Below are 12,587 nucleotides of genomic sequence, written 5' to 3' on the forward strand. Positions count from 1 at the left end.
CTAAATTGCACAGCGCGTTGCATTTTCACTGGATGCGCAGAGGATCGTTCAGTTCGGCGCGATGGAGCCGACTTCTTTCGCGACGAAGTAAGACGCTGGCGATCTAGGCGAAACGACCCCCTCTGCCCTGCCGGGCATCTCCCCCCTCGAGGGGGGAGATCACGCGCTACTCCGCCGTGCCTTCCTCATACTCTGCCGACATCGACAGCCATTTTTCCTCATGGCCGGCCAGTGTCTGGGCCAGTTGCGAGCGCTCCTTGGCCAGCCGTGTCGCCGTCGACGGGTCCTTTTCGTAGACCGCCGGATTGGCGAGTTCGTCCTCGATCAAGTCGATGCGCTTGCGAATGCGGTCCATCAGCGCTTCGGTGGCGCGGATCTCCTTGGCCAGCGGCTCGAAGGCGGTGCGGCGCGCTGCCGCGTCACGGCGGCGGTCGGCCTTCGAGGCCTTTTCGGCCTCGCGCTTGCCGCGGCGGTCGCCGGCCACGCCGGTGACCAGCGTCTTGTAATCATCGAGGTCCCCGTCAAAAGGATTGACCGTCCCGTCCTTGACCAGCCACAGCCGGTCGGCCGTTGCCTCGAGCAGATGGCGGTCGTGCGAGATCAGGATGACGGCGCCGGGAAACTCGTTCAGCGCATGGATCAACGATTCACGGCTGTCGATATCGAGATGGTTGGTCGGTTCGTCGAGGATGAACAGGTTTGGCCCCTCGAACGCCGACAGGCCCATCAACAGCCGCGCCTTCTCGCCGCCCGACAGGTCCTTGGCGGCGGTGTTCATCTTTTCGGTGGTCAGTCCGAACTGGGCGACACGGCCGCGCACCTTCGATTCCGGTGCTTCCGGCATCAGCCGGCGGACATGCTCATAGGCGTTTTCACTCGGTCGGAGATCGTCGAGCTGATGCTGGGCAAAGATCGCCACCTTCAGGCCGGGCGCCACCGTCATGGTGCCGGTCTCCTGCTTCAGGCGGCCGGACAGCAATTTGGCGAAGGTCGACTTGCCGTTGCCGTTGGCGCCGAGCAGTGCGATACGGTCGTCGGCATCGATGCGCAGCGTCATCTTCTTCAGGATCGGCTCACCCTCGACATAGCCGACATTGACGTTGTTGAGCGCAATGATCGGCGAGGCCACCGTCTTCACCGGCTCGGGAAAGGAGAACGGCCGCACGTTGTCGTTCACAATCGCGGCGATCGGCTTCATCTTCTCCAGCGCCTTGATGCGCGACTGCGCCTGTCTCGCCTTGGAAGCCTTGGCGCGGAAGCGCTCGACGAAGGACTCCATGTGCTTGCGTGCGGCTTCCTGCTTGACCCTGCCCTTCTCCTGCAATTCGCGCTGCTCGGTGAATTGGCGCTCGAACTGGTCGTAGCCGCCGCGCCAGAAGGTCAGCTTCTTCTGGTCGAGATGGACGATCGAGTTGACGGCGCGGTTGAGCAGGTCGCGGTCGTGCGAGATCAGCAGCACTGTGTGCGGATATTTCGACACGTAGTTTTCCAGCCACAGCGTGCCTTCGAGGTCGAGATAGTTGGTCGGTTCGTCGAGCAGCAGCAGATCGGGCTCGGCAAACAGCACCGCCGCGAGTGCGACGCGCATGCGCCAGCCGCCGGAGAACGACGAGGCCGGCCGCCGCTGGGCGGCGTCGTCGAAGCCGAGGCCGGCGAGGATGGTGGCGGCACGAGACTCGGCCGAATGGGCGTCGATATCGGCCAGCCGCATGTGGATGTCGGCGATACGGTGCGGATCGGTCGCCGTCGTTTCCTCATCGAGCAATGCGGAGCGTTCGAGGTCGGCCTTGAGCACGATCTCGATCAGCGGCTCCTCGGTGCCGGGAGCCTCCTGCGCCACCTGGCCGATGCGCGTGTTCTTCGGCAGGCCGATCGAGCCGGTCTCGGAGGCGAGGTCGCCGGTGATCGCCTTGAACAAAGTGGTCTTGCCGGTGCCGTTGCGGCCGACAAGCCCTGCCTTGCTGCCGGCCGGCAAGGTCAGCGAGGCATGGTCAAGAAGCAGGCGTCCGGCCATGCGGAGCGAAAGGTCGTTGATGATCAGCATGGCCGCGCTTTTGCACGGGACGTCAGCGCTTCGCAAGACCTCGAGCACCGGTTGGCCGCATAAGGCATGAAAATGGCCGCCAGCGGCAGGTTGCCCGGTGCCGCGGGACGAGAAAGAAGACGATTGATCCGATCGCCGGCCTCGCCGGATCAAAGGACCAGCTCCGGGCTGGACCGGGAACCGGCTGCGATAGAGTGGCGCCTGGCGAGCACCGGCTTCTCAGCCGAAAACTGCACATTTGTCAGTTAATTGCCGGTGCAAAGGCGGTCGTCTTCGACTATCGCGTCATGACGCTAAGGCAAGACTCAGCTATGTCTAGGTGTGCGGCGGACCTGATACCCGCCTGGCCGGCGTCATCGCTCCCCTCCCAAGCGGCGCCGGCCATCTTTCCTACAGCTTTCACTGCGCCGGCGGCGCGGCGGGTTGATCATCGCCTGGCGTTGAGTTGGGCGCAGGGTCGACCTGCGGGTTTTGATCGGCGCCGGGAGCCTTTGTCGGTGGAATGTTGTTGTCGCAGGCCGCGACAGCCAGCGCTGCGGCCAAGACGAGCAAGGTCGGGGCCAGCAAAGTTGAGAGCTTGTTCATCGCAACCTCCTGTCACCGGGCAAACGAGACGGTGCCGATTTGGTTGCACGCTCGGGCAAGAGCTTGGGACGTTTTGGAACCCGGGGAACAAAACGAGAGAGGGGAACAAAACGCGGGCTCCTCGGTTGGTCCACACCAATGGAGAAAATCATGATCCGTCTGCTCATAGCCGGGGCCGCCGTCTATGTGGCCTACCGCATCGTCAGGGAAATCGTCGACGAAGTGCCCGACGACTTCGATCCGCTGTTGCTGCCGCCTCCCGATGACGACAAGTCGCTGCCGCGGCAGTCAGCGGCGATGGGCGTCGAGCCGCAGCGCTAGTTTCGGTTCGTCGGTGGGGCGCCAGTAGGATCGGAAGCATCGGACGCACGTACGAAAGCGTTGCGAACAAAGCAGAAACGATGCTTGATGGGCAATGAACCTCGCTGCCCGTGATTCGACCTTCCGGCCTGCCTATCTCGCAAAGCTGAATGCCGAGCAGTGCGTTGCCGTCGAGCATGGTGACGGCAAGGTCGCCGGGCCACTGCTGGTGATCGCCGGGGCCGGCTCCGGCAAGACCAGCACGCTGGCGCATCGCGTCGCGCATCTGATCGTCAGGGGCGCCGACCCTAGGCGCATCCTTTTGATGACGTTTTCGCGTCGCGCCGCATCGGAATTGGCCAAGCGGGTCGAGCGCATCGCCGGCGAGGTGCTCGGCCGCGACGCTTCCATCATCACCGATGCGCTTACCTGGGCCGGCACGTTTCACGGCATCGGCGCCAGGCTGCTGCGCGACTACGCGCTGGAGATCGGCCTCGATCCGGCCTTCACCATCCACGACCGCGAGGATTCGGCCGACCTGATGAATCTCGCCCGGCACGAACTAGGCTTCTCGAAGACTGAAGGCCGTTTTCCGACCAAGGGCACGTGCCTGGCGATCTATTCGCGTGCCGTCAACGCGCAGGCGCCGCTCGGCGAAGTTTTGGGTTCGGTGTTTCCCTGGTGCGCGGGATGGGCAGAACAGCTTAAGGCGCTGTTCGCCCGATATGTCGAGGCCAAGCAGGCGCAGAACGTGCTCGATTACGACGACCTGCTGCTCTACTGGGCGCAGATGGCCGGCGAGCCGGAGATATCGGCGCATCTGGGTGGGCGTTTCGACCATGTGCTGGTCGACGAATACCAGGACACCAACCGGCTGCAGGCCTCGATCCTCGCGGCGCTCAAGCCGGACGGATCCGGGCTGACGGTGGTCGGCGACGATGCGCAGTCGATCTATTCGTTTCGCGCCGCGGAAGTGCGCAACATCCTCGACTTTCCAAAACAGTTCGCCCGGCCGGCCGAGATCGTCATGCTGGAGCGCAACTACCGCTCGACCGAGACCATCCTGGCCGCCGCCAATGCGGTAATCGGCGAGGCCTCGGAGCGCTTTACCAAGAACCTCTGGTCGGAGCGCAAATCGACCGAAAAGCCGAAGCTGGTCAGCGTCCGCGACGAGGCCGAGCAGGCGAGTTACGTCTGTCAGGCGATCCTGACCGAGCGCGAGGCGGGCACGGCGCTGAAGGCGCAGGCCGTGCTGTTTCGCGCCTCGCACCACAGCGGGCCGCTGGAGATCGAACTGACGCGCCGCAACATCCCGTTCGTCAAGTTCGGCGGGCTGAAGTTCCTCGACGCCGCCCATGTCAAGGACGTGCTGGCGGTGCTGCGCTTCGCCGAGAACCCGCGCGACCGCGTCGCCGGTTTTCGCGTGCTGCAGCTTTTGCCCGGCATCGGCCCTTCGGCGGCTTCGCAGATCGTCGACACCATGGCGACGTCGCTCGACGAAGCGATGGGGCTGGCGCGCTACCGGCCGCCGCAACGCGCCGCCGACGACTGGCCGGGTTTCGTCGCGCTGTTCTCGCAGCTTCGCGCCGGGTCGGGAAAATGGCCTGTTGACCTCGAACAGGTCAGGCTCTGGTATGAGCCGCATCTCGACCGCATCCACGAGGACGCAACGACACGCCGGGCCGATATTCTGCAGCTCGAGCAGATCGCCTCGGGCTATGCCTCGCGCGAGCGTTTCCTCACCGAGCTGACCCTCGATCCGCCGGATGCAACCAGCGACGAGGCCGGGCCGCCGCATCGCGACGAGGACTATCTGATCCTGTCGACCATCCATTCGGCCAAGGGCCAGGAATGGAAGAACGTCTTCGTGCTCAACACCGTCGACGGCTGCATCCCGATCGATCTCGCCGTCGGCTCGAAGGAGGATATCGACGAGGAGCGCCGCCTGCTCTACGTGGCGATGACGCGGGCCAAGGACGGCCTGCACCTGGTCATGCCGCAGCGCTTTTTCGTCCACGGCCAGGCGGCGCGCGGCGATCGCCATGTTTACGCCTCGCGCACCCGCTTCATCCCGGCCTCGATCCTCGGCGCCTTCGAACAGACATCGTGGGCGAGCATCCAGGCCACGGATGATCCGCGCCGCCAGCCGCAAGTGCGCGTCGACCTTGGCGCCCGCATGCGCGACATGTGGAAATAGGCCGCTCTTCGGCACGACGCTCATGCCACGGAGCTTGGTGGCGAAAATCAAATTTCGGCAACATGGAACCTGATGCCGCAATCCGCGTTTCTGGGCGTCCTACCCCCGGTCGGAGAGCGGCGTCCGCCCGTCACCTCCGCCCAATTCGAGAGGCCAGAATGCACGATAAGACATTTTTCACCCCGGTCGCCGTAACCGTCGGCGCCGGCCATAAGCGCATGATCGCTTCGCTGTTCGACATGCATGAGTTCCTGACCGAGTTCCCGCCATCGCGGCGACGCCTGAGCTATGGCGCGGCGGTGAAGGCCTGCGAGGCGGCACGCGCTGGCGAGATCTCGCCCGAGGCCGCGCGCGACGCCCTGACCACCTTCGCAGTTTCGGCAGGCATTCTCTGGCCCTCGGCGCAGCCGGCAGTCTCGGTCAAGCCGATCTCCCGCGGCCAGGGGGGATACGCCGCCTGACTGCGCCAGGCCTGTTTTGCGACTATAGCCCGTCGAAGTTGCTGTTCGCCTTCGACGGGTTTCCTGTCAATTCGATCCGGATGATCCCAAATCAGGCGTAGGCGCGGCCCTCTTCGCTGCGCTGGAACAGCGTCAGGTCGAGCGGCACCGAAGGCCGGCCGAGAATGGTCAGGATCGCGTGCGCCTGGCCGCGGTGATGGGTCTGGTGATTGAAGAAATGATCAAGCGCCGGCGCCAATCGCTGCGAGACGGTGCGCATGTCGGAGACGGTCATGTAGGAGAAGCGGCCGGACAAAGCCTTGTCGCTTGACGCCCCAACCCAGTCGACGATCCTTTTGTCTTCGGCCTCGCGCGCCAGCCGCAAGCCCGGCAGGGCGCGGTGCAGGACCGTGTCGAGCCTGGCCGGCGCGTCGCCCTCGCCGGTAAAGCGCCTCATCCAGATGCGATCGGCAGTCAGGACATGGTTGAGCGTCCCCATCATCGAGCCGAAGAAGACCCCGACGTTGCGGTGAAAATCTTCCTCGTCGAGATCGGCGGCGGCATCGTAGATGCGGCTATTGGCCCATTGATTGTAGGCCGCAAACATCATGAAGTGCTGTTTCATCGTTTTCTCCGGCCCGCGAGACCCCGTTCGGGTGCTTACCGCAAGGCCCGAACGTCGCTCTAGTAGACCGCAGGGAAGCTGCCGCCAATGACCATTCTGCTCTATGATCTCGTCGGACGCGATGGCGCCCGTCCGTTCAGCCCGCATTGCTGGAAGGCGACGATGGCGCTTGCCCACAAGGGCCTCGATATCTCAACCGTGCCGACACGCTTTCTCGAAATGCCCACCGTTGAAGGCGGCGTTTCAAAACTCGTTCCGGTGATCCGCGACGGCGAGAAGGTGGTCGCCGATTCTTTCGCCATCGCGCTCTATCTCGACGAGGCCTATCCAGAGCGACCGACATTGTTTTGCGGCGACGGCGGCAAGGCGATGGCGCGCTTCGTCGAACGCTGGTCGCAACTGACCATCCACCCCTATGTCACCACTGCGGCGATCATGGACCTGCACGCCATGCAGGACGAGGCCAACGCCGCCTATTTTCGCCAAAGCCGCGAGCAGCGCTTCGGCAAGAGACTGGAAGAGGTGGTGGCGGCGCGGGACGCCGGCCTTGGTGCCTTCCGTGCCTCGCTGGAACCATTGCGCTCGATGCTTGCCTATCAGCCGTTCATCGGCGGCCAATCACCGCTGTTTGCCGACTACATCGTCTTCGGCGCGCTGCAATGGGCGCGCATCGCCTCGCCCTACCGGTTGCTCGACGACAACGATGTGGTGGCGCAGTGGTTCGAGCGCTGCCTCGACCTGCATGATGGGCTCGGCCGCACGGTGGCGGCGGCTGCCGCCGCGGCATAGGGGAGTAAGGCAGTAGGGCAGTGGGGAGTAAGGAAGTAGCGGCGGCGCGCATTCCTACTCCCCTACTGCCCCACTGCCCTACTGCCCTATTCCCCTACTGCCTACTTCCTACTTCCTTACTGCCCTACTCCCCTAGCAAAGACAGCACGAGCACCATGACCTCAGACCCGGAATTCCCGGACGATTTTCGCGCCGATCTGGCCAATCTCTTGCTGTGGCGGCGGGATGTCAGGCGATTCAGGCCGACACCGCTCCCCGAAGGCGCGCTGGAACGGCTGCTTGACCTCGCCAGCATTGCGCCCTCGGTCGGGCTGAGCCAGCCCTGGCGTTTCGTCATGGTCGAGAGTGCGGAATGCCGCGCCGCCGTCAGGACATGCTTCGAGCGCTGCAATGCGGAGGCGCTCGCATCGTTCGGCGGCGAACGCGCCGCGCTCTACGCGCGCCTGAAGCTTGCCGGCCTGAACGAGGCGCCTTGTCAATTCGCGGTCTTCGCCGACCGCGGGACGCAACAGGGGCATGGGCTCGGCCGCCTGACCATGCCCGCTACCATCGAATATTCGGCGGTGATGGCGATCCATACTTTTTGGCTGGCGGCGCGCGCCGAAGGAATAGGCATGGGCTGGGTCTCGATCCTCGACCCGGCCGAAATGGCGACGATCCTGGACGCGCCGCCGGAGTGGACGCTGATCGGTTACTTCTGCGTCGGCTGCCCCTGCGAGAACCACAGCGTGCCGGAACTGGAACGGGAAGGCTGGGAAGTCCGGCGCGCTTCGATGGTGACAAGGCGGTAGGGCAACGGCAACGCTGCCATCCTCTTTTGCAGGGAAGAATGGATATCATGGTTGATTTCGCCGGTCGCCGGCGTTGCCGACAAGACACCATGGCAAAGCCAGCCGTGACGGCCTTGATCTGAGGAAGGGCACAAGATGTTTCGCTACGACGTGCAGGCCGAGATCTGGGTCTATCCAGGCAAGGGCGGCTGGCATTTCGTGACGCTGCCGCCGGAGCTTGGGGCACGGATCAAGTCGGCAATGGCGGGGATGGCACGGCCCTGGGGCTCGCTTGGCGTGGAAGCCGTCATCGGCCAGACCAGATGGCGAACATCGCTGTTTCCCGACAAGAAATCCGGCAGCCTGCTGTTGCCGATCAAGACGGCGGTGCGGGTCCGCGAAGGCCTTCGGGCTGGCGACACGGCCAATCTGACGATCGAGATGAAGTTATGACAACATTGGTTTTGGCTGACGGCGACACGCTATGCCGCGGCTAAAGCACGTCGGAGACGCGCTTAAGTTCTTGTTTTTATGCATGTCGTTATCGCAAAATCGCTGCGCACTTTTGCGCGACATGCATTAGCGCCAGCCCCTTGGCAAGCCGGCGGGCGGCTTGTATAGAGCCCGCCACCGTGAATTCCACCCTCCATCACAAGGACGACCCCATGGCGCTCGAACGCACCTTTTCCATGATCAAGCCGGACGCAACCCGGCGCAATCTCACCGGCGCCATTACCCAGATACTCGAAGAAGCCGGCCTGCGCGTCGTCGCCTCGCGCCGGGTGTGGATGAGCCGCCGCGAGGCGGAAGGTTTTTATGCCGTGCACAAGGATCGTCCGTTCTTCGGCGAACTGGTCGAGTCGATGTCGTCGGGCCCAACGGTCGTGCAGGTGCTGGAAGGCGAGAACGCCATTGCCAAAAACCGCGACGTGATGGGCGCCACCAACCCGGCCAACGCCGCCGAAGGCACCATCCGCAAAGTGCACGCGCTGTCGATCGGCGAGAATTCCGTGCACGGCTCCGACGCGCCGGAGACCGCCGCGCAGGAGATCAAATACTGGTTCTCGGACACCGAGATCGTCGGCTGAGCCGATAAGTCACCACGTCATATGCAGAAAGGCCGGCGCAATGCCGGCCTTTTTCGTTGCGGCGATCCGGCACCGGACGCCGGGCGCCGACACCCGCCAACTGCGCGTGATGCTCAAAAACCGAAACCGGTTATCAGCTCGCGGCGTTGAAGCGCAGGATGACGCGGTCGTCTTTGTCGACGATGATGAGCTTGCCGGCGTCGACGTGATACGATGCCGCCTTGGCCAGCGCCTCGAACAGCGCCTTTTCCTCGGCCATAGTCTCGGGCGCGCAGGCCTTGAACGTCGAACCGATGTCACTGATGGCAATCGTCGAACCATCGACTTTGGCGGTGGCGAAGTAGACGTTGCAAGGCCCGCTGCCTCCGGCCTTGCCGGCCTCGTCGATCCTGAACGTCGCCTGCGGCTCGGCGATCACACCAATGCCGTCGATATACTCGATCAGCCAGCTCTGCCCGACCACCGGGGCCGACGCCGGCTGCTCGCTCGACGTCACCATCTTCAGCATGATGGTCTGCGGCGCGTCGCTCAGTGGATCGACCTGGTGGCGCATATCGGAGATGAACAACAGCCTGTCGTCGACGGTGATGCGCGCCTGCAGCGCATAGGTCATATGAGGCCGGATCACCTGGGGATCAAAGCTGATCTCGAACTTGATCGGCACCTGGCCGGCCGGCGCCACCTTGCGCTCGCCGATGACAGCGGCCGTCGCGTCGGCCAGCGAGACATCGGCAAGCTGCACGGAAAGCACGGCTTTCGGCGGCAGAGCGATGCGCTCGCGATACATCACCTCGCCCTTCAGGGTCTTCTCGGCAGCGACTGACAGCTCAGGCACCACCAGTATACCGACCAGCGGCACGACACCGAAGATGAAGAACTCGGTGATCCTGCCCAGCATGATCCTGCTCCCCATAATGCGCCAAACTGGTCGGAAGGTCTCGCAGGATTGCGGTGGTTCCGTGGCGCCCCACACGGGCTGTTCACACGGCGGTGCCTTCCGGCGGCTCGTTGCCCTGTGGTCGGCCTCCTTGGCGTGACAGGCGAAATATTGCTCACGCCAGGTCCCCATGCGATCACGAAGTCGTGTTCCAAAAAGATGTAACGCAGGGAACCTCCGAACCGAACTAACCATGCGCGCTTGAGGAACGGCGCGCGCAACAACCCAAGCGGAGGTGAAATCATGTCAACAAGATCAACCGTGAGCACGGCCTTTCTGGCCGGCGCCGTTGCCACGGCCCTTGCTTCTTTTGCGACGGCCGCGCCGCTGTCCGAGGCAGAGGCCAAGGCAGCGATGGATGCCGGCAAGGAGAAGTGCTTTGGCGTCGCCCTGAAGGGGCAGAACGACTGCGCGGCAGGACCAGGCACCACCTGCCAAGGCACCTCGACGGTCGATTACCAGGGCAACGCCTGGAAGTTCGTCGACGGCGGCACCTGTACGACGATGGACCTGCCCGGCGACCGCAAGGGCTCGCCCACGGCGCTGACCCGCGACGTCCCGTCCTAAGCAATGCAAGCTGCCCGGAAAGCGGAGATGAAGATGAACGGACTGGCCCCGGCATCCCGCACATCGAAAACCTCGCGCTTTCCGGCGCACCCGATCGCCGGCCTTGCCGGCACCAGTTTCAAGCACGGGCATCTGCACGCGATCCTTGGCGACGGCCCAAAGGACGGCTTCTTCGAGGTCCACGCCGAAAACTACATGGGCGCCGGCGGTCCGCCGCACGATGCGCTGACCAGGATTCGCCGCGACTATCCCGTTTCGCTGCACGGGGTGTGCATGTCGATCGGCGGACCGCGGCCGCTCGACAAAGTGCATCTCGGCCGCTTCAAGGCGCTCGTCGACCGCTATGAGCCGGCGCTCGTTTCCGAGCATCTCGCCTGGTCGACCCACGACACCACCTATTACAACGACCTGCTTCCCCTGCCCTATACGCCGGCAACGGTTTCGCGCGTGGCGGATCACATCGATGAAATGCAGGAGACGATCGGCCGCCCGATCCTGCTCGAGAACCCCTCGACCTACGTCCTTTTCGCGGAATCGACGATGAGCGAGACGGATTTCATCGGCGCGCTGGTGCAGCGCACCGGTTGCGGCCTGCTGCTCGACGTCAACAATGTTTTCGTTTCGGCCACCAATCACGGCTATTCAGCCGTTTCCTACCTCGCGGATTTCCCGCTCGATCATGTCGGGGAAATCCATCTGGCCGGGCACGCCGAGCAGGAGGATGACGAAGGCGACCTGCTGCTCATCGACAGCCATGACGGTCCGGTCGCCGACGCGGTCTGGAAGCTCTTCGATATCGTCATCGGCCGATGCGGACCGCTGCCGACGCTGATCGAGTGGGACAGCAACATTCCCGACTGGCCGGTGCTCAAGGCGGAGGCCGCCGCCGCCCAAGCGATTCTCTACCATCACGGCGACAGCCACCATGTGTTCGGAAAAGCCCATGCCGCAGGATGAGCTCCAGTCGGGCGATCTTAGCCACCGGTTCGACTATGCCACGGCATTCACCGCCGGTTTGCTCGATCCTGACCGTGCCCCGCCTGACGCCGTCTCAGGGCCGAACGGGAAGGCGGCAGTCAAACGATACGCCGTCTACCGCAACAACGTCACGGTCAGCCTGATCGATGCGCTGGTCGCCAGCTTTCCAGCGACGCTGCGTATCACCGGCCCGGACTTCTTTCGGGCGATGGCGCGCTTCCATGTCCGCGAAACGCCACCCACTTCGCCGCTTCTGTTCGAATACGGCCGCGACTTTCCCGACTTCATCGAGCGCTACGATTATGCGCGGCCGATGCCATGGCTGGCTGACGTGGCGCGCCTGGAGCGGGCCTGGCTCGACGCCTATCATGCCGCCGACGCGGAACCGCTGGCTTGCGTAGCACTGGCCTCGATCCCGCCCGAACGGCTGGCCGATACCGTGTTCGTACGGCACTCGGCAACGCATGCCATTCGCTCGCGCTATCCGGTCGTGACGATCTTTGCGGCGAACCGGCGCGACGGCCCCGTCGGGCGGATCGAGGCGGACGGCCCTGAAGATGCGCTGGTCACGCGGCCCGGACTCGAAGTCTTTGTTCGCCACCTGCCGCCCGGCGGCGCAGCTTTTCTGGATCGTCTGATGGCGGGCGAGCCGCTCGGCGCGGCGGCCGCGGCAGCATTTGCGGAAACTGCCGAATTCGACCTTGCCGCCAACATTGCCGGCCTGCTGCAAGCAGGCGCCTTCACAGCGGCAGACCAGGGGGGGTGAGCATGACGAACCATGGATGGAACGCCAGCACCGAGCCGCGAGGGGCTGCCACCCTCGTCGAGAGGGTGAATGCCGCGCTGCGCACGAGTGCCACACCGTCGCTGACGCAACTCGTCCTGCGCTGCGCCCTCGCTGTCCCGTTCTGGCGGTCCGGCGTCAACAAATGGGACGGGTTTTTGCAGCTGAACGAGGTGGCCGTGCTGCTTTTCAGTTCGGAGCTCAAGCTGCATCTGCCCGGCGGCCCCTACGATTTTCCCGCGCCTGGGCTGGTGGCGTTCGCCTCAGGATCGGCGGAAATCCTGCTGCCAATTCTTCTCGTTCTCGGCCTGGCGACACGACTGGCGGCATTCGGCCTGCTCGTGATGACGCTGGTCATACAACTCACCGTGCCGGACGGCTGGCCGCTGCACATCACCTGGGCGGCGATGGCGCTCGGCATCATGGCGTGGGGACCCGGCCGGATTGCGCTCGATCACTGGATCGGCACTGACAAGGGCTGAT

Annotated in this window: 15 protein-coding genes; 11 read left to right on the forward strand and 4 right to left on the reverse strand. The window is 64.2% G+C overall.

Going from position 1 to position 12,587, the window contains the following annotated elements:
• Positions 1–166 precede the first annotated feature (166 nt).
• Both AC0L3D_RS13925 and AC0L3D_RS13930 read right to left on the reverse strand, forming a co-directional pair.
• The gene (locus AC0L3D_RS13925; protein ID WP_128169222.1) at positions 167–2,044 is read right to left on the reverse strand and encodes an ABC-F family ATP-binding cassette domain-containing protein; all 1,878 of its coding nucleotides are present in this window, start codon (positions 2,042–2,044) and stop codon (positions 167–169) included.
• 399 nt (positions 2,045–2,443) lie between these two features.
• Positions 2,444–2,629, reverse strand: coding sequence for a hypothetical protein (locus AC0L3D_RS13930; protein ID WP_473644700.1), 186 nt, complete (start codon positions 2,627–2,629; stop codon positions 2,444–2,446).
• A 150-nt stretch (positions 2,630–2,779) separates the two neighbouring features.
• On the opposite strand from AC0L3D_RS13930, the gene AC0L3D_RS13935 reads away from it, so the two are divergent.
• The 3 genes from AC0L3D_RS13935 to AC0L3D_RS13945 all read left to right on the forward strand — a co-directional run bounded on the left by AC0L3D_RS13935 (position 2,780) and on the right by AC0L3D_RS13945 (position 5,587).
• Positions 2,780–2,950: a hypothetical protein gene (locus AC0L3D_RS13935; protein ID WP_077375704.1), complete on the forward strand. Its 171-nt coding sequence runs from the start codon at positions 2,780–2,782 to the stop codon at positions 2,948–2,950.
• Positions 2,951–3,044: 94 nt separating this feature from the next.
• Positions 3,045–5,126: an ATP-dependent helicase gene (locus tag AC0L3D_RS13940; RefSeq protein ID WP_473627663.1), complete on the forward strand. Its 2,082-nt coding sequence runs from the start codon at positions 3,045–3,047 to the stop codon at positions 5,124–5,126.
• A 158-nt stretch (positions 5,127–5,284) separates the two neighbouring features.
• The gene (locus AC0L3D_RS13945; protein ID WP_023800658.1) at positions 5,285–5,587 is read left to right on the forward strand and encodes a DUF982 domain-containing protein; all 303 of its coding nucleotides are present in this window, start codon (positions 5,285–5,287) and stop codon (positions 5,585–5,587) included.
• 91 nt (positions 5,588–5,678) lie between these two features.
• Here the strand turns inward: AC0L3D_RS13945 and AC0L3D_RS13950 are convergent, their stop codons facing one another.
• On the reverse strand, positions 5,679–6,191 hold the full coding sequence (locus AC0L3D_RS13950) for a DinB family protein (RefSeq protein WP_091590605.1): 513 nt from the start codon (positions 6,189–6,191) through the stop codon (positions 5,679–5,681).
• A gap of 87 nt (positions 6,192–6,278) precedes the next feature.
• Between AC0L3D_RS13950 and AC0L3D_RS13955 the strand changes: the two genes are divergently transcribed.
• From AC0L3D_RS13955 to ndk, 4 genes are all read left to right on the forward strand, one after another.
• Positions 6,279–6,980 carry a glutathione S-transferase family protein gene (locus AC0L3D_RS13955; protein WP_473627664.1) on the forward strand — a complete coding sequence of 234 codons (702 nt, stop codon included), beginning with the start codon at positions 6,279–6,281 and terminating at the stop codon, positions 6,978–6,980.
• Positions 6,981–7,135: 155 nt separating this feature from the next.
• Positions 7,136–7,771 (forward strand): 5,6-dimethylbenzimidazole synthase, encoded by a 636-nt coding sequence (gene bluB, locus AC0L3D_RS13960; protein ID WP_473627666.1) that lies wholly within the window; start codon positions 7,136–7,138, stop codon positions 7,769–7,771.
• A gap of 135 nt (positions 7,772–7,906) precedes the next feature.
• On the forward strand, positions 7,907–8,203 hold the full coding sequence (locus tag AC0L3D_RS13965; RefSeq protein ID WP_128169229.1) for a DUF1905 domain-containing protein: 297 nt from the start codon (positions 7,907–7,909) through the stop codon (positions 8,201–8,203).
• A 212-nt stretch (positions 8,204–8,415) separates the two neighbouring features.
• Positions 8,416–8,838, forward strand: a complete 423-nt coding sequence (gene ndk, locus AC0L3D_RS13970) for a nucleoside-diphosphate kinase (protein ID WP_287244040.1) — start codon at positions 8,416–8,418, stop codon at positions 8,836–8,838.
• A gap of 133 nt (positions 8,839–8,971) precedes the next feature.
• On the opposite strand, the gene AC0L3D_RS13975 is transcribed toward ndk, so the two are convergent.
• Positions 8,972–9,736, reverse strand: coding sequence for a YbaY family lipoprotein (locus tag AC0L3D_RS13975; protein ID WP_287229930.1), 765 nt, complete (start codon positions 9,734–9,736; stop codon positions 8,972–8,974).
• A 282-nt stretch (positions 9,737–10,018) separates the two neighbouring features.
• Here AC0L3D_RS13975 and AC0L3D_RS13980 point away from each other — a divergent pair, with 282 nt between their 5' ends.
• The 4 genes from AC0L3D_RS13980 to AC0L3D_RS13995 are packed head-to-tail and all read left to right on the forward strand — an operon-like array spanning position 10,019 to position 12,586.
• Positions 10,019–10,342, forward strand: coding sequence for a BufA1 family periplasmic bufferin-type metallophore (locus AC0L3D_RS13980; protein ID WP_128172761.1), 324 nt, complete (start codon positions 10,019–10,021; stop codon positions 10,340–10,342).
• Between the two features lie 27 nt (positions 10,343–10,369).
• On the forward strand, positions 10,370–11,299 hold the full coding sequence (bufB, locus tag AC0L3D_RS13985; protein WP_473627667.1) for an MNIO family bufferin maturase: 930 nt from the start codon (positions 10,370–10,372) through the stop codon (positions 11,297–11,299).
• Positions 11,286–12,086 carry an HvfC/BufC N-terminal domain-containing protein gene (locus AC0L3D_RS13990; RefSeq protein WP_023800667.1) on the forward strand — a complete coding sequence of 267 codons (801 nt, stop codon included), beginning with the start codon at positions 11,286–11,288 and terminating at the stop codon, positions 12,084–12,086. Before bufB ends, AC0L3D_RS13990 begins: the two co-directional genes overlap by 14 nt.
• A gap of 2 nt (positions 12,087–12,088) precedes the next feature.
• On the forward strand, positions 12,089–12,586 hold the full coding sequence (locus AC0L3D_RS13995) for a DoxX family protein (RefSeq protein WP_236386678.1): 498 nt from the start codon (positions 12,089–12,091) through the stop codon (positions 12,584–12,586).
• The last annotated feature ends 1 nt before the right edge of the window (position 12,587 follow it).

The sequence above is a fragment of the Mesorhizobium sp. WSM4837 genome (genome assembly GCF_055811435.1).

Coding starts and splice junctions, on each gene's coding strand:
- AC0L3D_RS13925 (WP_128169222.1), bottom strand. CDS start 2,044: ATGCTGATCATCAACGACCTTTCGCTCCGCATGGCCGGACGCCTGCTT.
- AC0L3D_RS13930 (WP_473644700.1), bottom strand. CDS start 2,629: ATGAACAAGCTCTCAACTTTGCTGGCCCCGACCTTGCTCGTCTTGGCC.
- AC0L3D_RS13935 (WP_077375704.1), top strand. CDS start 2,780: ATGATCCGTCTGCTCATAGCCGGGGCCGCCGTCTATGTGGCCTACCGC.
- AC0L3D_RS13940 (WP_473627663.1), top strand. CDS start 3,045: ATGAACCTCGCTGCCCGTGATTCGACCTTCCGGCCTGCCTATCTCGCA.
- AC0L3D_RS13945 (WP_023800658.1), top strand. CDS start 5,285: ATGCACGATAAGACATTTTTCACCCCGGTCGCCGTAACCGTCGGCGCC.
- AC0L3D_RS13950 (WP_091590605.1), bottom strand. CDS start 6,191: ATGAAACAGCACTTCATGATGTTTGCGGCCTACAATCAATGGGCCAAT.
- AC0L3D_RS13955 (WP_473627664.1), top strand. CDS start 6,279: ATGACCATTCTGCTCTATGATCTCGTCGGACGCGATGGCGCCCGTCCG.
- bluB (WP_473627666.1), top strand. CDS start 7,136: ATGACCTCAGACCCGGAATTCCCGGACGATTTTCGCGCCGATCTGGCC.
- AC0L3D_RS13965 (WP_128169229.1), top strand. CDS start 7,907: ATGTTTCGCTACGACGTGCAGGCCGAGATCTGGGTCTATCCAGGCAAG.
- ndk (WP_287244040.1), top strand. CDS start 8,416: ATGGCGCTCGAACGCACCTTTTCCATGATCAAGCCGGACGCAACCCGG.
- AC0L3D_RS13975 (WP_287229930.1), bottom strand. CDS start 9,736: ATGCTGGGCAGGATCACCGAGTTCTTCATCTTCGGTGTCGTGCCGCTG.
- AC0L3D_RS13980 (WP_128172761.1), top strand. CDS start 10,019: ATGTCAACAAGATCAACCGTGAGCACGGCCTTTCTGGCCGGCGCCGTT.
- bufB (WP_473627667.1), top strand. CDS start 10,370: ATGAAGATGAACGGACTGGCCCCGGCATCCCGCACATCGAAAACCTCG.
- AC0L3D_RS13990 (WP_023800667.1), top strand. CDS start 11,286: ATGCCGCAGGATGAGCTCCAGTCGGGCGATCTTAGCCACCGGTTCGAC.
- AC0L3D_RS13995 (WP_236386678.1), top strand. CDS start 12,089: ATGACGAACCATGGATGGAACGCCAGCACCGAGCCGCGAGGGGCTGCC.